General features: G+C 33.9%; 17 protein-coding genes and 1 pseudogene. 9 read left to right on the top strand and 9 right to left on the bottom strand.

The genetic code is table 11. The annotated features are described in order from the left end of the window. Positions 1-15: 15 nt before the first annotated feature. Positions 16-891 carry a 23S rRNA (adenine(1618)-N(6))-methyltransferase RlmF gene (gene rlmF / locus K5I29_RS07350; protein ID WP_264432070.1) on the bottom strand — a complete coding sequence of 292 codons (876 nt, stop codon included), beginning with the start codon at positions 889-891 and terminating at the stop codon, positions 16-18. Between the two features lie 168 nt (positions 892-1059). On the opposite strand from rlmF, the gene thrS reads away from it, so the two are divergent. From thrS to rplT, 4 genes are all read left to right on the top strand, one after another. Beyond that, complete coding sequence (gene thrS / locus K5I29_RS07345) at positions 1060-3000, top strand: threonine--tRNA ligase (protein ID WP_264432068.1); 1941 nt, start codon at positions 1060-1062, stop codon at positions 2998-3000. 33 nt (positions 3001-3033) lie between these two features. After that, positions 3034-3579: a translation initiation factor IF-3 gene (gene infC / locus K5I29_RS07340; protein ID WP_264435176.1), complete on the top strand. Its 546-nt coding sequence runs from the start codon at positions 3034-3036 to the stop codon at positions 3577-3579. A gap of 55 nt (positions 3580-3634) precedes the next feature. Then, positions 3635-3832: a 50S ribosomal protein L35 gene (gene rpmI / locus K5I29_RS07335; protein WP_264432066.1), complete on the top strand. Its 198-nt coding sequence runs from the start codon at positions 3635-3637 to the stop codon at positions 3830-3832. Positions 3833-3937: 105 nt separating this feature from the next. Beyond that, a complete protein-coding gene (rplT, locus tag K5I29_RS07330; RefSeq protein WP_264432065.1) occupies positions 3938-4282 on the top strand; it encodes a 50S ribosomal protein L20 in 345 nt (114 codons plus the stop codon). Between the two features lie 71 nt (positions 4283-4353). On the opposite strand, the gene K5I29_RS07325 is transcribed toward rplT, so the two are convergent. The 5 genes from K5I29_RS07325 to K5I29_RS07305 form a co-directional block, all read right to left on the bottom strand. Next, positions 4354-5415 carry a 3-oxoacyl-ACP synthase III family protein gene (locus tag K5I29_RS07325; RefSeq protein ID WP_264432063.1) on the bottom strand — a complete coding sequence of 354 codons (1062 nt, stop codon included), beginning with the start codon at positions 5413-5415 and terminating at the stop codon, positions 4354-4356. 216 nt (positions 5416-5631) lie between these two features. Further along, positions 5632-7200, bottom strand: a complete 1569-nt coding sequence (locus K5I29_RS07320) for an FMN-binding glutamate synthase family protein (RefSeq protein WP_264432062.1) — start codon at positions 7198-7200, stop codon at positions 5632-5634. Between the two features lie 162 nt (positions 7201-7362). Then, complete coding sequence (locus tag K5I29_RS07315) at positions 7363-7917, bottom strand: thioredoxin family protein (protein ID WP_264432060.1); 555 nt, start codon at positions 7915-7917, stop codon at positions 7363-7365. A gap of 50 nt (positions 7918-7967) precedes the next feature. Beyond that, the gene (locus tag K5I29_RS07310) at positions 7968-8336 is read right to left on the bottom strand and encodes a PUR family DNA/RNA-binding protein (RefSeq protein ID WP_264432058.1); all 369 of its coding nucleotides are present in this window, start codon (positions 8334-8336) and stop codon (positions 7968-7970) included. Positions 8337-8405: 69 nt separating this feature from the next. Beyond that, positions 8406-10148 carry an ABC transporter ATP-binding protein gene (locus K5I29_RS07305; protein WP_264432056.1) on the bottom strand — a complete coding sequence of 581 codons (1743 nt, stop codon included), beginning with the start codon at positions 10146-10148 and terminating at the stop codon, positions 8406-8408. Positions 10149-10288: 140 nt separating this feature from the next. Between K5I29_RS07305 and K5I29_RS07300 the strand changes: the two genes are divergently transcribed. From K5I29_RS07300 to yajC, 4 genes are all read left to right on the top strand, one after another. Further along, positions 10289-11386: a Glu/Leu/Phe/Val family dehydrogenase gene (locus tag K5I29_RS07300; RefSeq protein ID WP_264432055.1), complete on the top strand. Its 1098-nt coding sequence runs from the start codon at positions 10289-10291 to the stop codon at positions 11384-11386. Between the two features lie 86 nt (positions 11387-11472). Next, a complete protein-coding gene (gene nusB, locus K5I29_RS07295; protein WP_264432053.1) occupies positions 11473-12414 on the top strand; it encodes a transcription antitermination factor NusB in 942 nt (313 codons plus the stop codon). 6 nt (positions 12415-12420) lie between these two features. Then, complete coding sequence (locus K5I29_RS07290; RefSeq protein ID WP_264432052.1) at positions 12421-12861, top strand: DUF1573 domain-containing protein; 441 nt, start codon at positions 12421-12423, stop codon at positions 12859-12861. Positions 12862-12869: 8 nt separating this feature from the next. Continuing rightward, a complete protein-coding gene (gene yajC, locus K5I29_RS07285) occupies positions 12870-13151 on the top strand; it encodes a preprotein translocase subunit YajC (protein WP_264432050.1) in 282 nt (93 codons plus the stop codon). Between the two features lie 37 nt (positions 13152-13188). On the opposite strand, the gene pepT is transcribed toward yajC, so the two are convergent. The 3 genes from pepT to K5I29_RS07270 all read right to left on the bottom strand — a co-directional run bounded on the left by pepT (position 13189) and on the right by K5I29_RS07270 (position 17204). After that, a complete protein-coding gene (gene pepT / locus K5I29_RS07280; protein WP_264432048.1) occupies positions 13189-14436 on the bottom strand; it encodes a peptidase T in 1248 nt (415 codons plus the stop codon). An 86-nt stretch (positions 14437-14522) separates the two neighbouring features. Further along, positions 14523-16208 (bottom strand): RluA family pseudouridine synthase, encoded by a 1686-nt coding sequence (locus K5I29_RS07275; RefSeq protein WP_264432047.1) that lies wholly within the window; start codon positions 16206-16208, stop codon positions 14523-14525. 30 nt (positions 16209-16238) lie between these two features. Beyond that, positions 16239-17204: an acyltransferase gene (locus K5I29_RS07270; RefSeq protein ID WP_264432044.1), complete on the bottom strand. Its 966-nt coding sequence runs from the start codon at positions 17202-17204 to the stop codon at positions 16239-16241. A gap of 155 nt (positions 17205-17359) precedes the next feature. On the opposite strand from K5I29_RS07270, the pseudogene K5I29_RS07265 reads away from it, so the two are divergent. Next, positions 17360-20777, top strand: a pseudogene (locus K5I29_RS07265) (methylmalonyl-CoA mutase family protein). Positions 20778-20924: the final 147 nt, after the last annotated feature.

The following is a 20924-nucleotide window of genomic DNA, read 5'->3' as shown; positions in this document are numbered from 1 at the left end:
TTCGGGTTTTTTATTTTAAAAATTCCACAGTAAAATTCTCGAAATTTTATTGCCTTGTTTCATTTCTATGATACGCGATTCTTTTACGTTTACTTTCTTTAAATGAATGTTTAATGTTTTTAAAGAATCTTTGTTAGAAACTAAAGAAGAAAACCATAAGGATTGTCCTTTAAAATGTACGCTTTCATAAATCATATTGGTAATAAAAGCTTTTTCTCCGCCTTCGTACCACAACTCGTTGTTTTGCCCCGAAAAGTTTGGTGTTGCTTTTCCGTTGGTTTTAAGCCCTAAGTTGGTAGATTTTTTGTTGTTCTGAAATGTTGCTTCTTCTTTAGATTTATAAAATGGCGGATTACAAATTACAAAATCGTAATATTCACCTGGTAAAAGCACGCCCTTTAAAATATTACGTTTGTTATCTTGCAACCTAACGGTTACGTTTTGTTTTAAAATCTTATTACGTTCTATAATCATGTTTACATTGGTAATAGATGCTTTATCTACCTCGCTGCAAACAAATTCCCAATTATAAGTTGTTACCCCAATAATCGGGTAAATTAAACTTGCTCCGGTTCCAATATCTAAAATTTTCACGCGTTTTCCGGTCGGAATTTCTCCGCTATTTTCAGCCAAAACATCTGCAACATAATGTATGTAATCTGCTCTGCCTGGTACCGGAGGGCATAAATTTGTTTTAGCAATGGTCCAAAATTCTAATTGGTAATCGTGTAACAACAGCGCCTTGTTTAACAAACGTACAGCGTCGGGGTTTGCAAAAGCAACCGTTGGTTTTCCTGTTTTACTTGTAATAATATGTTTACTAAGTTCAGGAACAACCTGAACTAATTTGTCTAAATTATAATCCTGAATGTTTTTATTTCTTGGATGCATGTGTTTGCTTTGCTATTAAAAATCAATATATTTTTTACAAAGCTACGTTATTCTGCGTTTTAAATGTTATTTTTTTTAGTTTTTGGTTTTCTTCAGAAAATTTTAAACCAATGTTTATAGCTTTATTTTTTATAATCAACTATATTTGCATATTATTAATATACAATTATGATCAAGATTACATTGCCGGATGGTTCGGTTAAGGAGTTTGCTTCTGGAATTACTCCTATGGAAGTTGCCAAGAGCATCAGTGAAGGATTGGCTAGAAACGTTATTTCTGCATCTTTTAATGGTACAACTGTGGAAACAACCACCGAATTAACCACGGACGGTGCTCTTATTTTATATACATGGAATGACGTAAATGGTAAAAAAGCATTTTGGCATTCAACTTCTCACGTTATGGCACAAGCAATTCAAGAGCTTTTTCCAAACGCAAAATTAACTATCGGACCTGCTATTGATAATGGGTTTTATTATGATATTGATTTTGGAGAAGATAAAATTTCTGATGCTGATTTTAAAAAAATCGAAGATCGCGTATTAGAAATTTCTAAAGAAAAACATGATTTTGTAATGCGTTCTGCAACTAAAGCAGAAGCTTTAGAATTATATAAAGATAATCCGTATAAAACGGAATTAATTACCAATTTAGAAGACGGTACTATAACATTTTGTGACCACGCAACGTTTACAGATTTATGTCGTGGCGGGCACATTCCAAATACCGGAATTATTAAAGCGGTTAAAATTTTAAATATTGCGGGTGCTTATTGGCGTGGTGACGAAAAAAATAAACAATTAACACGTGTTTATGGTATTTCGTTCCCGAAACAAAAAGAATTAACCGAGTATTTAGAATTATTAGAAGAGGCAAAACGTCGCGATCACCGTAAATTAGGTAAAGAATTAGAATTGTTTCACTTTTCACAAAAAGTAGGGCAAGGTTTACCTTTATGGTTGCCAAAAGGTGCTGCATTACGCGACCGTTTGGAGCAATTTTTACGTAAAGCTCAGAAAAAAGCAGGTTACGAGCAAGTAGTTACGCCACATATTGGTAGTAAAGAATTGTATGTAACTTCAGGGCATTATGCAAAATATGGTGCTGATTCGTTTCAGCCAATTCACACACCAGCAGAAGGGGAGGAATTTTTATTAAAACCAATGAACTGCCCACATCACTGTGAAATTTATAACGCAAAACCATGGTCGTACAAAGATTTACCTAAGCGTTATGCAGAATTCGGAACGGTTTACCGTTACGAACAATCAGGTGAATTACATGGGTTAACACGTGTTCGTGGTTTTACTCAAGACGATGCACACATTTTCTGTACGCCAGAACAATTAGATGCTGAATTTAAAAATGTTATTGATTTAGTACTTTATGTATTTGGATCATTAGGATTTGATAATTTTACGGCTCAGGTTTCTGTTCGAGATTTATCTAATCCAGATAAATATATCGGATCAGTTGAAAACTGGGAAAAAGCAGAACAAGCAATTATAAATGCAGCCAAAGATAAAGGATTGAATTATGTAATTGAATCTGGTGAAGCTGCTTTTTACGGTCCTAAATTAGACTTTATGGTTAAAGATGCTTTAGGACGTAGCTGGCAATTAGGAACTATTCAGGTAGATTACAATTTACCAGAGCGTTTTGATTTGTCGTACAAAGGTGCCGATAACCAATTGCACCGTCCGGTAATGATTCACCGTGCACCGTTCGGATCAATGGAACGTTTTATAGCAATTTTATTAGAAAATACAGCAGGAAATTTCCCACTTTGGTTAATGCCTGAGCAAGTTGCCATATTATCTTTAAGTGAGAAATATGAAAATTATGCTAAAAAAGTTTTAAATTTGCTAGAAAATCACGAAATTCGCGCCGTAGTTGATAACAGAAACGAAACGATAGGTAAAAAAATTCGTGAAGCTGAAGTAAGCAAAATACCATATATGCTTATTTTAGGTGAAGAAGAAGAGAAAAATAATACCATTTCTGTTAGAAAACACGGAGATGCTGGTAAGACCAATGAAACGATGACAGTTGAAGCTTTTGCAGCTTTAATTAACGATGAAGTAAATAAGTCTTTAAAGCAATTTTAAATACGTTTAATTTAAATTTTTATAGCCATAGCAATCAGAAACAATGGAGGGAGACCTCGTGAAGAAAAAAAGGAACTACACAAAACGAATCAAGCTATTCGCGTTCCTGAAGTTAGATTAGTTGGTGATAATGTTGAACCAGGAGTGTACAAAACTTCTCAAGCATTACAAATGGCTGAGGAGCAAGGGCTGGATTTAGTTGAAATTTCGCCTAACGCAGTACCACCGGTTTGTAAAATCGCTGACTACGGAAAATTTTTATACGAAGCAAAGAAGAGAGATAAAATGCTTAAAGCAAAATCTACTCAAATTGTAGTAAAAGAAATCCGTTTTGGACCTCAGACAGACGAGCACGACTACGAATTTAAAAGAAAGAATGCAGAGAAATTTTTAAAGGATGGTGCTAAATTAAAAGCATTTGTTTTCTTTAAAGGGCGTTCTATTATTTTTAAAGAACAAGGGCAAATTTTATTATTAAAATTAGCTCAGGATTTGGAAGAGTTTGGAAAAGTAGAAGCTATGCCTGTTTTAGAAGGGAAACGTATGATTATGTACATTGCCCCTAAAAAGAAAAAATAAACCGCTTGCGGAAAAAAAATAGATAAGTAAGATAATCTAAATACCTAGGAACAAGATGCCTAAAATGAAAACTAAATCTAGTGCTAAGAAACGCTTTCAAGTTACTGGCTCTGGAAAGATCAAAAGAAAACACGCTTTTAAAAGTCACATTTTAACAAAAAAATCTAAAAAGCGTAAATTAGCTTTAACTCACTCTGGATTGGTTCACCAATCTGACGAGAAAAGCGTTAAACAACAATTACGTTTAATCTAAACGAATTATTGTTCGGTTAAATAAATTAAAATAACCCTGGAGTGGGCTTTCTACTTTCTTAGAATATAAGTCTGAAAAGCGCCTTACTACAAAAACATTAAAATTATGCCAAGATCAGTAAATAAAGTTGCTTCAAGAGCAAGAAGAAAAAAAGTATTAAAACTTGCCAAAGGTTACTTTGGAAGACGTAAAAACGTTTGGACAGTTGCTAAAAACGCTGTTGAAAAAGCATTACAATATGCTTACCGCGATAGAAAACAAAAGAAAAGAAATTTCCGTTCATTATGGATTATGCGTATTAACGCTGGTGCACGTTTACACGGAATGTCTTATTCTCAATTCATGGGTAAAGTTAAAGCGAATAACATCGATTTAAACCGTAAGGTTTTAGCTGATTTAGCTATGAACCACCCTGAAGCTTTCGCAGCAGTTGTAAATAAAGTAAAATAACAATCGTTTAATAATTTATCTTACTTATATATAAAAAACCCAATCTATTTAGATTGGGTTTTTTTATGGATCTATATTTGATAGGTTATCGCATTGACATTCATTCCGGCACCAACGCTTGCAAAAAGAATTACATCACCTTTGGTGAAATTATGTTCTTCTTTCTGGTTTTTTAATATTAAATCAAACAAAGTAGGAATGGTTGCTACCGAGCTATTTCCTAAGAACTGGATGCTCATTGGCATTATAAGTTCTGGCATTGTTGTGTTGTACAATTCATAAAAGCGTTGTACAATAGCTTCGTCCATTTTTTCATTGGCTTGATGAATGATGATCTTTTTTAAATCTTTTATATCGTGCCCGCTTTTGTCAAAACATTCCTTCATAGCAATTGGAACATTTGTTAATGCAAATTCGTAAATTTTACGTCCAAACATTTTGATATAGCGAGTAGATTCACAATGATCAGTATTGTACGATTTACCAAAAAATAAAAAGTTAGCTTCCTCATAGGTAAAAGAAGCAGAATTATGGCTTAAAATACCGCCTTTTTCGTCTGGTAGGTTATCTATTACAACCGCTCCAGATCCGTCAGCATAAATCATACTATCACGATCGTGCATATCCACCACACGAGATAAGGTTTCGGCACCAATTATTAAACATCGCTTCGCAATGCCGGCATTAATAAATGCATTTGCTTGAATCATGCCTTCAACCCAGCCAGGACATCCAAAAAGTAAATCATAGGCCACACATCTAGGATTTTTGATTTGTAGCTTATGTTTAACTCGTGCAGCAATGCTTGGCACAGTATCTGATTGAATTTTTTTATGTTGCACATCACCAAAGTTGTGTGCTACAATAATATAATCTAAAGTTTCGGGATCAATTCCTGAATCTGCAATTGCAGTTTCGGCTGCATAAAAAGCAAGGTCAGATGTGTTTTGGTCATTTGCTGCATATCTACGTTCATCAATTCCGGTAATTGCTTTAAATTTACGTGCTATGGTTTCGTTATCCATTGCTATGTTATTGCCATTTTCTTGCAAAAACACATGTTGTGCAAATTCTTTATTGGTAACAATTACTTCTGGAATGTATGATCCGGTTCCTATAATTTTTACTGCCATGTTCCTAATCTGTATTTAATTTGTATTCTGATAATTTTATAGTGATTTGCTCTTCTATCGTATAAAAATAATAAAATTTTTCTTACGGGATGTATATTTAATAATTAGTAGTGTTAAATATTAAAAAAAGTCTGTATTTAAAAACATTTTAAATACAGACTTTTGATTTTAAAATCAAAAATAAATAAAAAGCCCAGATTCATTCTGGGCTTTTTATTAGATGTTTAAAAAAGCATCACCTACAATATTTTTTTTCGTATTGGTGTTGTTTTTATAGTAAATGTGTGCAAAACTTTCGTTTCTACCTTTATCATTTTTTCTATAAAAAACATCTGGTGTAATTTGTTCGTGCGATTCAAATCCACAAGCTCCGATAAATTCTGCTAAAGCTTTTAATGTGTTTTTATGGAAATTAGCTACACGTACTTGCTTATCAGTAATATCTAATGCTTTGTACAATTGTTTGTCTTGCGTTGCAATACCTACGGGACATTTTCCGCTATCACATTGTAAGGCTTGAATACAACCTAAGGCAAACATCATTCCGCGTGCTGAATAACATGCATCTGCACCCAATGATAAAGCTTTAGCTAAATCAAAAGCAGAAATTACTTTACCTGCTGCAAATACTTTAATTTGTTCTCTAATTCCGAATTCTTGTAAAGTAGAATTAACAAAAACCAAAGCATCAGCCAATGCCATTCCCATGTAATCAATAAATTCTAAAGGAGCTGCTCCTGTACCACCTTCGGCACCGTCAACGGTAATAAAATCTGGATAAATGTCAGCTTCTTTCATGGCTTTTACAATGTCCACAAATTCACTTTCTTTACCAATACATATTTTAAAACCTACCGGTTTACCACCTGATAAATCTCTTAATTTTTTAATGAATTGAATTAAACCTTTTGCATCAGAAAACGCAGTGTGCGATGATGGTGAATGCACTGCAATTCCTGGTTTAATTGTTCTGATTTTTGCAACTTCTGGGGTGTTTTTTTCAGCAGGTAATAAACCTCCGTGACCTGGTTTAGCACCTTGAGATAATTTAAGTTCAATCATTTTAACTTCATCCCATTTCGCTCTTTCTTCGAATAATTCTGGTGAGAAATGACCTTTTTCATCTCTACAACCAAAATACCCAGTACCAATTTGCCATATTAAATCACCACCTTTTCTGTGGTAATCAGAAATTCCACCTTCTCCTGAGTTGTGAGCAAAACCGCCTAATGCAGCACCTTTGTTTAATGACATAATTGCCGTTTTACTTAAGGCACCATAACTCATTGCACTAATATTAAAAATACTAGCCGAGTAAGGTTTTGTACAATCTTTACCACCAACTAAGGTGCGGAAAGTTTTAGAATCTGCATGTTTTGGATAAACAGAATGCGCTGCCCATTCGTAACCTACACGATTCGGATCGTCTTGCATACCAAATGAGATGGTTTGTTTTTCGTTTTTCGCTCTTTGATATACAATAGAACGTTGACGGCGGTTAAATGGTTTACCATCTAATTCACCTTCAAAAAAGTATTGTCTAAATTCTGGTCTGAATGATTCGAATAAATATCTAAAACGCCCTACTAAAGGGTAATTTTTCGTAATTGAGTGATGTGTTTGAAAAGTATCGTAAACAACAACTGCAAAAATCAGCAATGGGCCCGTTAAAAATAACCAGTGCGCGTGGTGTTTAATAACAAGATATAAGGTGCCAATTAAAAACCCTAATGTTATTATCCAAATAACTTGCCTTGCAACTAATGAAACTTTTTTGTTTGACATAATTTAGGTTTAAGAAATTTCTATTTTTTTGAGTTTAAAAGTTTGTTAGAAAATTTTTTGATGATTAGTTAAAATTATAGTGTTTCAATTCATAATACTATAAAAATGACCTACTCATTACCGTGACAAATTTATAATAATCTTTTTAATAGCCAATCAAAATTACAACCATTTTATGCCACATCCTAAACTTGGTTTTTGTATTGGGTTTATTTGTCTGTTATACAGTAGGGCATCAATTGCATTTCGTAAATCTGAACCGCTTACTGGGATGCCATTTTGTGGGCGGGCATCGTCAAGTTGACCTCTGTAAACCAATTTGTCACGCTCGTCAAACAAGTAAAAATCTGGGGTGCATGCAGCATCGTAATCTTTGGCTGTTTGTTGGGTTGCATCGTATAAATAAGGAAAGTCCATTTTATGATGAAAAGCAAATTCGGTCATTAGTTTAGGGTGATCTTGCGGATAGGCTTTTACATCGTTGCTCGAAATGGTTGCTATGCCAATGCCTTGCACGCGATAATCGTTCGCAATGCGAACAATTTCGTCAATTACTAATAATACATACGGGCAATGGTTGCAAATAAATATGATTAAAGTGCCTTTTTCTCCTTTAACTTGGTTAAAAGAATAAGAATGATTGGAATTGGTATCTGGCAGCTTAAAGTTTGGCGCGGTTGTTTGCAGCGCAAGCATATTTGAAGAAGTTCTTGCCATATTTTTTAATTAAAGATACGGCAAGAATTTATAATTTTATAGTAGTTTTATTAAATATTTTCGAAAGTAATACTTGATAATTCATGAATTACAGCACTTTCTTTTTCTGACATAAAGTTTTTCTTAAAATCTTTTTGATGTCTTTCTGAAATAACTTCAGCACCTTTGTTTTCTAGTACATAATCGGTCATTTCGTTTAGTAGGGCAGTGAAAGCTTCAAAATCTTCTTTATATAAATATATTTTGTGTTTTTTAAAAAATAAACTTCCGTCTTCTTCTATTGTTTTTTTACTTTCAGTAATGGTAATATAATAATCGCGAGCTTTTGTAGATCTAACATCAAAAAAGTAAGTACGGCGGCCCGCTCTTAAAACTTTTGAGAAAATTTCTTCTTTTTCATGCATCTCATTTTCCATCATAATTTGTCGTATTGGTTAGATTTGTATTTCAAATATGAACAGAAAAACTTACAAAAACAAGTTAATTTTTTACTTTTTATTATGAATTTGCTTCTCAAAAAGATTTTTATAATAGCCATTTAAAGCTATAAGTTCGTCGTGCGTGCCCGATTCGGCAACCTGATAATCATCTAAAACAATAATTTTATCTGCGTTAAATGCAGCAGAAATTCTGTGGGTAACAATAATTGCTGTTTTATTTTGGGTAGATTGTTTTAAATTTTTTAAAATTGCTTCTTCGGTTTCTACATCCACTGCAGAAAGGCAATCGTCAAATAATAAAATAGGAACATCTTTAATTATAGCACGTGCAATAGAAATACGTTGTTTTTGCCCACCCGATAAAGAAATTCCACGTTCTCCTAAAATGGTTTTATAGCCTTTTTTAAAATCTATAATGTTATGATGTACGTGTGCAGTTTTTGCTGCATTTTCTATTTCTTCTTGCGTAGCATCTTTTTTTCCGAACTTAATATTGTTAGCAATGGTATCAGAAAATAAAAATGCATCTTGCGGAACTACAGCAACATTATAGCGTAAGTTATAAAGATTATGATTGGGCGTTGCAATTCCGTCTATTAAAACTTCGCCAGAATTGGTATCGTATAATCTTGAAATTAAATTCAAAATAGTTGATTTCCCTGAACCAGTATTTCCTAAAATAGCTAAGGTTTCACCAGGATTTACATGAAACGAAACATTTTTTAACGCCGTAATGCCCGTATCTGGATAAGTAAATGTTACGTTGTTAAATGTAATAGCACCTTGAATGGGTTTGGTAGCTGTTACTGTATTTTTTATGGTTGGTTCAACTTTTAAAAATTCATTAATACGCTGTTGCGAAGCTTCTGCTTCTTTAATCATGGTAGAAACCCAACCTAACGAAGCAACCGGCCAAATTAACATATTAATGTATAAAATAAATTGAGCTATAATACCAATATCTGCAATGGTACCTTGAATGTACATTTTACCCCCAATGTAAATCACAATTAAATTACTTAAACCGATAAGCAAAATCATTAACGGGCCAAATAAGGCATTTACTTTAACTAAACTTAAGTTTTTCTCTTTACTTTGTTTAGAAAGTTCTTTAACCTCGTCAAACTTACGTTGCTCAATTCCGTTTGCTTTTACTACATGAATTCCGCTAAACGTTTCTTGTGTGAATGATGATAAAGTGGATAAATTAGCCTGAAACGCACCGCTACGAATGTTAATTTCTGTACTTACTTTGTATATAAAATAACTTAATAACGGCAACGGGATTAGCGTGTAAAAAGTAAGTTTGGGCGATATAATATACATTTGAACCAAAACTACTGCAAATCGAATAAAGGTATTTATGGTGTACATTACTGCCGGTCCTGTATATTGTCTTACCTTACCAACATCCTCACTAATACGATTCATTAAATCGCCAATTCTATTGTTTTTATAAAATTCTTGACTTAACTGTTCGTACTTAGTAAATATTTCGTTTTTTAAATCGTACTCAATATGGCGCGACATAACAATTAAACTTTGTCGCATTAAAAATGTAAAAAAACCAGCAATTAATGTGGTAACAATTACCCAAAAAATGTTTAAGCTAATAGCATCAATTTTAGCTTGTGCACTTTCGTTCACATTTTCTAATACATTAATAGATTCACCAATTAATTTTGGTGCATATAAGGTAATGATTTGTGCAATAATGGTAATTAAAATTCCGCCTAAAAAGTGAAATTTATATTTGTAAAAGTATTTATTTAAGTGCTTAAGTTCTTTCATTATGGTTGTGTAAACTAAAAAAAGATGATTTGTAACGTATTGCTTTACAACTGGTAAAACAAAAATAAACGAATTAAGTTCATGATCATCAAATATTTTTTTTGTAAATTTAAGAGATAAACTACTAAAAACAATAAATTATGAACTCAGATTTAATACCAGCAAACGAACTACATAAAATAGATCCTGTTTTTGGGCAACAATCTTTTGACAATCACGAACAAGTGGTGTTTTGTTACGACAAAGATACTGGTTTAAAAGCAATAATTGGCGTTCATAACACAGTTTTAGGGCCTGCTTTGGGCGGTACCCGAATGTGGAATTACGCCAACGAATGGGAAGCTTTAAACGATGTTTTACGTTTGTCACGCGGAATGACCTATAAATCAGCAATTTCAGGATTAAATTTAGGCGGCGGTAAGGCAGTAATTATTGGGGATGCAAAAACCGACAAATCGCCCGAGTTAATTAAAAAATTTGGACAATACGTAAATTCATTAAGTGGAAAATACATTACAGCTGAAGATGTTGGAACAACAACGGCCGATATGGATCTGATTCATACCCAAACCAATCATGTTACCGGAATTTCGGTCGAAATGGGCGGATCCGGAAATCCTTCTCCAATAACAGGTTTTGGTGTTTATATGGGAATTAAAGCGGCAGCCAAGCATGCCTTTGGAACTGATAATTTAGAAGGAAAAAAAGTTTTGGTTCAGGGCGTTGGTAATGTTGGCGAAACCGTGGTAAGCTATTTAGTGAAAGAAAATGCGGTGGTTTACGTTACCGATATTTTTAAAGATAAGCTAGAAGAAGTTGCCAAACGTTACGGTGTACAAATTTATACCGGTGATGTTTATACGGCCGATGTTGATATTTATTCGCCTTGTGCTTTAGGAGCAACTATTAATGACGAAACCGTATATCAAATAAAAGCAAAAGCCATTGCGGGTGCCGCTAACAATCAATTACAAAATGAACAAAAGCACGGCTTAATTTTACGCGATCGTGGTATTGTTTATGCACCCGATTTTTTAATTAATGCCGGCGGAATTATTTCTGTTTATGGTGAAATTGTTGGTTATAAATTAGATGAAGCCATGAAACGTACAGAAAATATTTACAATACAACTTTGCAAACCTTACATTTTGCCGACCAAAATAACATCACTTCGCACGCCGCAGCTTTTAACATGGCACAAAAGCGAATTGATGCAAAAAAACAAGAATTAAAATAACAAAATATAATTTTTTTGATATAACTTTGCAAAGCGGTTTTCAGTATGAATTCCGCTTTCTTAAATTATTAAAGTTCTTATACAAGATGTTAAACAGAAGACATATCCGAATTAAAGTAATGCAAGCGATTTATGCTATGCAAAAAAGTGGAAACGATAATCTTGAATCTCAAGAAAAATTTTTACTTGCCTCGCTAGAAAATATACAAGATTTGTACTTAACAATTATGTCTATTTTTGCAGAATTAAAGAAGAATGAAACCAATCATTTAGAATTATTACGCAAAAAACATCTTGCAACTCCAGAAGAACGCAATCCCAATACAAAATTTATTAACAATGCCGTTTTAACTTTGTTAACCGATAACGAAAGTTTAAACAACGCTTTAGAAGCACGTAAAATAAAAACATTTCAATTAAAAAACGATTTTATTTTAGCTTTGTTAAAAGACATTAAAGCATCCGAATTGTACGCTCAATACATGAACAATGCAACGCGTAGCTTTGAAGATGATAAACTTTTTGTAGAACAAATGTTTACAGAACTTATTGCATCAAACGATAAGTTGTATGAATTTGTTGAAGAAGCTAAACTTACTTGGGTTGATGATTTGCCAATTGTAAATACATTAATTTTAAAACAATTAAAAAATATTAAAAATCAAGAAAAATCTTTTTACGTACCAAAATTGTATAAAGATTTAGAAGATAAAGAATATGCTAGAACCTTGTTTAGAAAAACGGTTTTAAATAACAACGAACTAGAAAAAGAATTCGCAAACAAAACAAACAATTGGGATGCAGATCGTATTGCCGATTTAGATGCTATTATTTTAAAAATGGCCATTTGCGAACTATTAAAATTCCCTTCAATACCAGTAAAAGTTACAATAAACGAATTTTTAGAGCTTGCTAAGGAGTATTCTACTAAAAAAAGTAGTATTTTTATCAACGGAATATTAGATAATCTTGTTAAAGATTATACCAATGATAAACGTTTAATTAAAACCGGACGCGGATTAATGTAATTTTTTATGAAAAAAATTTTAGGAATTTATGCAGTTTTAGCATTAACTGTAGTTTCTTGTAAAGAAACGGCAACAGATAAGTTTGTAGAAAACAATGCAACAACACAAGCACCAGCAATTAACGTAGAAGATTTACCTGTAATCTCTTTTGATAAAGAAGTTTTAGATATTGGTAACTTAACTATGGGACAAATTGGTCAAGGTGCAATCGAAATTACAAACACAGGTAAAACAGATTTAGTAATTTACGCAGCACAAGGAAGTTGTGGTTGTACTGTACCAGAAGTACCAAACCAACCAATTAAACCGGGTGAATCTTATACTATGAATGTAACTTTTGATTCTGCAGGAAAACCAGGATTACAGCAAAAAACAGTTACTTTAGCTACAAACACTGCTATTGGTAAAGAAATGTTTTTAGTTAAAGCTCAAGTTCTAACACAATAATTTTATATATGGAATCAATTCAAAGTTTTTTACCTTTTATTTTTATGTTAGTAATCATCTATTTTATGATGATTAGACCACAACAACAAAAGGCGAAAAAAGAAAAAGCTTTTGAAAGCGCTTTAAAAGTAGGAGATCGTGTAATTACAAAAGCAGGAATTCATGGTAAAGTTCATGAAATAAACGAGAAAACAATTGTTTTAGAAACAATGGCTGGTAAGCTTTTGTTTGAAAAAGCAGCAATTTCTTTAGAACTTTCAATGCGTTTAAGAGAAGATAAAAAAGCATAATAAAAAAGCTCAACTTTAAGTTGAGCTTTTTTTTTTCTTATTTTTTGTAACGTTCTGCTGTAATTTCAGCAATCTTTACAATAACCTCAGTAGCTTTTACCATGCTTTCAACCGGTACATATTCGTATTTTCCGTGAAAGTTATGTCCACCCGCAAAAATGTTAGGACAAGGTAAACCCATGTATGATAAACGAGAACCGTCTGTACCACCACGAATAGGTTTAATAAGCGGTTTAATATCTAATTCTTTCATTGCTTGTTCTGCAATATCAACAATAAACATTACCGGCTTTACCTTTTCTTTCATGTTGTAGTACTGGTCAGTAATTTTTAAATCAACAATATCTTCGCCAAATTTACGTGCGTATTTTTTGTTCATTTTTTTTACTACTTCTTCTACAAACTTTTTACGTTTTTCAAACTTTTTAAGGTTATGATCACGAATAATAAGTTGTACATGTGTTTCTTCTAACGAACCTTGAATGTCGTTTACATGAAAGAAACCTTCATAACCTGATGTTTTTTCTGGCACTTCATCTTTAGGTAATTTAGAGATAAATTTATTTGCTAAAAGCATTGAGTTAATCATTTTGCCTTTTGCATAACCCGGGTGAACCGATTTACCTTTAAAAGTTAATTTAACACCAGCTGCGTTAAAGTTTTCATATTCTAACTCACCAATTTGGCTTCCGTCCATGGTATAAGCCCATTCACAACCAAATTTTTCAACATCAAAAAAGTCAGCGCCACGACCAATTTCTTCATCCGGTGTAAATCCAACTTTAATAGTTCCGTGCTTAATTTCTGGATGCTGAATTAAATATTCCATAGCCGTTACAATTTCTGTAATACCTGCTTTATCATCAGCACCTAATAAAGTTGTTCCGTCAGTAGTAATTAACGTTTGGCCTTTATATTGTTTTAAATCGTCAAAATATTTAGGCGATAAAATAATGTTTAAATCTTTATTTAAAACAATATCTCCACCATCATAATTGGTTACAATTTGTGGTTTTACGTTTGCGCCAGAAAAATCTGGTGATGTATCAAAATGTGATACAAAACCAATAGCCGGAACTTCATGTTCCACATTGCTTGGTAATGTTGCCTGAATGTATGCTTTGTCATCAATGCTTACATCTTGCAAACCAATAGCTTTTAATTCTTCAACCAATTTATTGGCTAAATCCCATTGTTTAGCTGTACTTGGTGTTGTTGTAGATTCTGGATCCGATTCGGTATCAACCGTCACGTAACTAATAAAACGATTTATTATATGTTGCATATTTTTAAAAATAAAGTATTACACAAAGATAAATAATATTAAAAACATAATATAGGGGTATTTTTTTAATTCTTTTAAAAAATGAATTAAAAATCAGGATCAGACGTAATTTCTATATTTTGCTTGGTTGTTGGATGTACAAATTTTAAATAAGCAGCATGTAAATGCAAACGATTGCTTTTACTGCCGTACAAATCATCGCCAAAAATGGGGCAATTTAAACCCAAATGATGCGAGGCGTGCACACGCAATTGATGCGTACGTCCGGTAATGGGCCAAAAGTGAATTCGTGTGGTATTTTGCGTGGTTTCAATTACCTTAAATTGTGTTCTGGCAGCTTTACCATGGTTGTAACAAACAATTTGTCTTGGTCGGTCGTCTAAATCACCTCGTAAAGGAATGTCAATATAACCTTCCTGTTGTTCAACAACTCCGTTTAATAGCGCTTCGTATCGTTTGGTTATGGTATGCTTTATAAATTGTGCTTGTAAAAATTTATGTGCTTTTTTATTTAAAGCAATTAGTAACAAACCCGAAGTACTCATATCTAAACGGTGAACAAGTAAAGGGCCGTCTGCTAACGGAAATTGCTTTTTGATGCGGGTATAAACCGAATCTTGAATATTAATGCCCGGCACCGAAAGCATTTCGGCTGGTTTGTTTACCACCACAACATCTTCATCCTGATAAACAATTTTATAATCTAAATCAACTGCCCAATTAACAAGTAACGGATTTTTATCGGTTTCAATGCCTTGTAGCATATGTCCTAAAATGGGTTCACACTTACCGGTACACGCCGGATAAAATTGTTTGTGCTTTCTGATTTCAGATTTGGGCGATGCGCCCCACCAAAATTCAGCCATGCAAATGGGTTTTAAATGATACTGAAATGCATATTGTAACAATTTAGGCGCAGCACAATCGCCGGCTGCAGCTGGCGGACGTCCAAAAACGGTGTTTTTAAAAATGTCCAGTAAATTTTTTGTTTCTTGTGCTTGATTTAAAAATTGATATTGATGAAACAAATAATCTTGCAACGCGTTCGATTTTTCTTTACGCTCATTTTTTAGTGCATCAATCGCCTGATTCATTTCGGCTAATTCGGTTTCAAGTTGCTGCTGTTGGTTTTCTAACTTTTCGGTTAAAACTTTTAGTTCGTGCTTATCACGCAACGATTGTTTAATTAAATCTTGTTCTAAAATTTCAAATGCAGCAGCAGATAAAAGTTTCCGTTGTGTTTCTCGAATTGTTTTTCGCGTGTTTTTTTCGCATTTTAACTCCGCTTTTTTCTGCGCAATTGCTGTTTCTTTTTCAGCTATAACCTGTTGTAATTGTTGTTGTAAAGCTTTGTAGTTTTCGGCATCAGATAAACTTTCTATTTCTTTATTGATGCGATTTAAAACTTCTTCTTCTTGTAAAAAATAGCTTTGCTTGGTTAACATGTCAAAAATAGGTGGTACAAAACCAATGTGATGATTTTCATTACCTAATTTTCCCGAAAACGCGCGTAAATAGCCTAAAGTTCCGTCGGGTGCCTGAACTACTAAAACGCCAAACATTTTACCAATAACCAATCCCGATTGTTCGGGGGTTAAACCAAAGTTGTGATTTAATGTTGTATAATTTTCTAAATACGTTTGTGTTTCTGCAGCAGCTATTTTACTTAATTGATGCGGTTCATATTGAAAAGGAAAGGTAAAAGCTTGTGGCAAGACTACGGCCGAAACATCAGATTCAAACGCAATAAAAGCTTCGGGCAAATTTGACATGAATTTTAATTTTGCACAAAAATACTACATTTATCCAACATACAATTTGCCTTTAGGTAGTTTGTTTAATAAGTAAATTGCCGCCAAGCTAAGTAAGCTTACGCAACAAGTTTTTACCAACGCATCTACCAACCAAAGGTTTGAAAAGGAAACCGAATAATGGTTAAGAAACCAAATAAAAATGGGATGAATGAAAAAGATGCCAAAGCTATAACGGCTAAAAGTTGCAATCCAAACCGTTGTTTGGGTTACCCAATATTTAAATAACATAAAAGTTGCTGCGGTCATAATTACCACATTTACATCTAAATATTGATAAAAAATAGTTTCTAACTGCTCATTTTCTGTGCTTGCAATAGCCGTTCCTAAAAAAGTTATGACATAACTTACCAATAAAAAAGCAAGTACTACTTTTAGTTTTGGACGGAAGGTTGTACGATGTAAATAATAACCTAAAACAACGTAACCCAAATAGCCCGAAAAATATATTAAATTGATGTTGGGTAAAAAATCTCTAAAAAAGTACATGTTATTTAGTAGCCAAATTGTCCAAATAACAAAAAAGTAAATTAATTTTTGAGATTGTGCTTGGGTTGCAAAAACTGCGATTATGGGTATAAACAGGTAAATACCAATTAATACATAAATGTACCAAAAATGGTACGCTGCGCCATAATAAAAGCTGTGTTTTAGTAGGTCAGGTAAAGATTGATCGGATATGCAATAAACAAATGCTACGTAAACGCCGGTCCAAAACAAAAACGGAAATAAAATGCGTGTAAATCGGGTTTTTAAAAATGCTTTTAAATCAATATTTTTGTTGATGAGTAAAGCCCCGGTTATCATAAAAAATAAACCAATACAAATACGTGTTGCGCTGTCTAACAAGTTCATAGATTCCCATTGCCAAGCTTCTTGCTGAAAATCAGCTAAGTAATCTGCACAAACATGCAAAGCAATTACAAGCACCGTTGCAAGTGCCCGTAAATTTGTCAAATATTTTATTTGTTCCTTACTCATCTGTACATTTGTATAAAAAATTTAATAAAAAGTTTATTTCAATACAGAATATTTAATTTTGGAATACTTTGAAACTACAAAAATAAATATTTAATTTACATATAATTTGACAAACAAAACAAACAAATCATATGAAACAAGCTCAACCTTATAAACCACAAAATAAAGTACGTATTGTAACAGCCGCTGCTTTATTTGATGGACACGATGCAGCCATTAATATTATGCGCCGTATTATTCAAACTACCGGTTGTGAAGTCATTCATTTGGGTCACGATAAATCAGTAGAAGATGTTGTAAATACTGCTATTCAAGAAGATGCCAATGCCATTGCCATGACATCGTACCAAGGCGGACATAACGAATATTTTAAATACATGTACGACCTTTTAAACCAAAAAGGTGCCGGACATATTCGTATTGTTGGCGGCGGCGGCGGTGTAATTTTACCATCAGAAATTAAAGAACTAATGGATTATGGTATTACGCGCATTTACTCGCCAGATGATGGTCGAGAAATGGGCTTACAAGGCATGATTAACGATATGGTAGAAAAATCGGATTATGCCACGCCAGATTTAGAATTACCTGAAGGAAAAGATGTTTATCAATCATTAGCAGATAAAGATGTAACTACTATTTCGCGCTTAATTTCATTAGCAGAAAACCGTGAAGAAGATTTTTTAAAACTGTTTGATTACAACAAAGTTGCCGATAAGTCGACGCCAGTTTTAGGAATTACCGGAACGGGTGGTGCAGGAAAATCATCAATGGTAGATGAATTGGTACGTCGTTTTTTAATCGATTTCCCTGAAAAATCAATTGCATTAATTTCTGTTGATCCATCGAAAAAGAAAACGGGCGGTGCTTTGTTGGGCGACCGTATTCGTATGAATTCAATCAACAACCCACGCGTTTATATGCGTTCGTTAGCAACGCGTCAATCTAACTTGGCTTTATCTAAATATGTAGAAGAAGCGCTTCAGGTTTTAAAAGCGGCACATTACGATTTAATTATATTAGAAACTTCGGGTATTGGTCAGTCAGATACCGAAATTTTAGACCATTCAGACGCTTCGTTATATATTATGACGCCTGAATTTGGTGCAGCTACGCAATTAGAAAAAATTGATATGTTAGATTTTGCTGACATTGTAGCTATTAATAAGTTTGATAAACGTGGAGCGCTTGATGCTTTGCGCGACGTAAAAAAACAATACCAACGCAACCATAATTTATGGGATGCAGATCCTGCAACGATGCCGGTTTTTGGTACTATTGCTTCGCAGTTTAACGATCCGGGCACCAACCAATTGTACAAAGCAATTATGGACAAGGTGGTTGAAAAAACAGGAGCCGATTTAAAATCGAACTTTACCATTACTAAAGAAATGAGCGAGAAAATTTTTGTTATTCCGCCATCGCGTACGCGTTATTTATCTGAAATTGCAGAGAATAACCGCGTACGATGCTAAAGGAATAGCACAAAAAGAAGTAGCTCAAAAATTATACGGTTTTTATAAAACGCTAGAAACTTTAACGGGCCAAGCGCCAACCTTAACCCAACACGGTATTGAGTTGGTAGGTACAAACAATGCAGAATTAGCCAAAGTTTTATTAGCTGAGTTTGATAAGTTAAAACGCGATTTAGATCCGTACAACTGGGAAGTAATTACCGGTTGGGACGAAAAGGTAAATAAATACAAAAACCCAGTTTATTCATTTAAAGTACGCGATAAAGAAATTAAAATTCAAACGCATTCAGAATCGTTATCGCACTTACAAATTCCTAAAATAGCTTTACCAAAGTACGAAGCTTGGGGCGATATTTTACGTTGGGTTTTACAAGAAAACGTTCCGGGAGAATTCCCATTTACATCAGGTTTATATCCATTTAAACGCGAAGGAGAAGATCCAACGCGTATGTTTGCCGGTGAAGGTGGACCAGAGCGTACCAACCGCCGTTTTCACTACGTTTCTAAAGGTATGCCAGCAAAACGTTTATCAACTGCTTTTGACTCGGTAACGTTATACGGAAACGACCCAGGACATCGACCAGATATTTACGGTAAAATTGGTAATGCCGGAGTTTCTATTTGTTGTTTAGATGATGCGAAAAAGCTGTATTCAGGTTTTGATTTATCGCATGCCATGACATCGGTTTCGATGACTATTAACGGGCCAGCACCAATGTTGTTAGGTTTCTTTATGAATGCTGCAATTGATCAGAATTGTGAAAAATATATTAAAGAAAACGGTTTAGAAGCAGAGGTAGAAGCTAAGATTGAAGCGATTTACAAAGCGAAAGGTGCCGAACGTCCGCGTTATAACGGAGAATTACCAGAAGGAAATGACGGTTTAGGATTGATGCTTTTGGGCGTAACCGGTGATGAGGTTTTACCAGCCGATGTGTATGCAGAAATTAAGAAAAATACATTAGCACAAGTTCGTGGAACGGTTCAGGCAGATATTTTAAAAGAAGATCAGGCGCAAAATACCTGTATTTTCTCAACAGAATTTGCTTTACGTTTAATGGGCGACGTGCAAGAATATTTTATTAACCATAACGTACGTAATTTCTATTCGGTTTCTATTTCAGGCTATCATATTGCTGAGGCAGGAGCAAATCCGGTTACGCAATTGGCTTTTACATTAGCTAACGGATTTACTTATGTAGAATATTACTTATCTCGTGGTATGGATATTAATGCATTTGGGCCAAACTTATCGTTCTTTTTCTCAAACGGAATCGATCCTGAATATTCGGTAATTGGTCGTGTGGCACGTAAAATTTGGGCTAAAGCGCTTAAATACAAATACGGAGCTAACGAGCGTGCGCAAATGTTAAAATACCACATTCAAACATCTGGGCGTTCGTTACACGCACAAGAAATTGATTTTAACGATATTCGTACCACGCTACAAGCGTTATATGCAATTTACGACAACTGTAACTCGTTGCATACCAATGCATATGATGAGGCAATTACTACGCCAACAGAAGAATCGGTTCGTAGAGCCATGGCTATTCAGTTAATCATCAACAAAGAATTAGGTTTAGCGAAAAACGAAAACCCAATTCAAGGATCGTTTATTATTGAAGAATTAACCGATTTAGTAGAAGAAGCTGTTTTAGCCGAGTTTGATAGAATTACAGAACGTGGTGGCGTTTTAGGTGCCATGGAAACCATGTACCAACGTTCTAAAATTCAAGAAGAATCGTTGTATTACGAAACGTTAAAACACGACGGACGTTTTCCAATCATTGGTGTAAATACCTTCTTAAGTTCAACAGGTTCAAAAACGGTTGTTCCGGCAGAAGTTATTCGTGCAACAGAAGAGGAAAAACAATTCCAAATTAAAACCAAAGAAGGTTTAAATGCCCGTAATGCTGCTGTAACCGAACAAAGTTTAGAAGCTTTACAAAACGCAGCCATCAACAATCAAAATATTTTTGAAGTGTTGATGGAGGCTACCAAAGTTTGCTCGTTAGGGCAAATTACTTCGGCCTTGTTTGAGGTAGGAGGGCAGTACCGCCGCAACATGTAAACCTTTTACAACCCAATATATAAGCAACGCCAACCCGAACTAGGGTTGGCGTTGTTTTTTTATATCCTTTAAACTTGTTCTTAATACCGTGCTACATAGGTTAAGTGCCGGTTAAAATTTGCTTTACTCAGTAAACTTTAGTATACT

The organism is Flavobacterium agricola (assembly GCF_025919725.1).
In the GTDB taxonomy this organism is placed as follows: Bacteria; Bacteroidota; Bacteroidia; order Flavobacteriales; family Flavobacteriaceae; genus Flavobacterium; species Flavobacterium agricola.
This window is presented reverse-complemented; position numbering and strand designations above follow the sequence as displayed.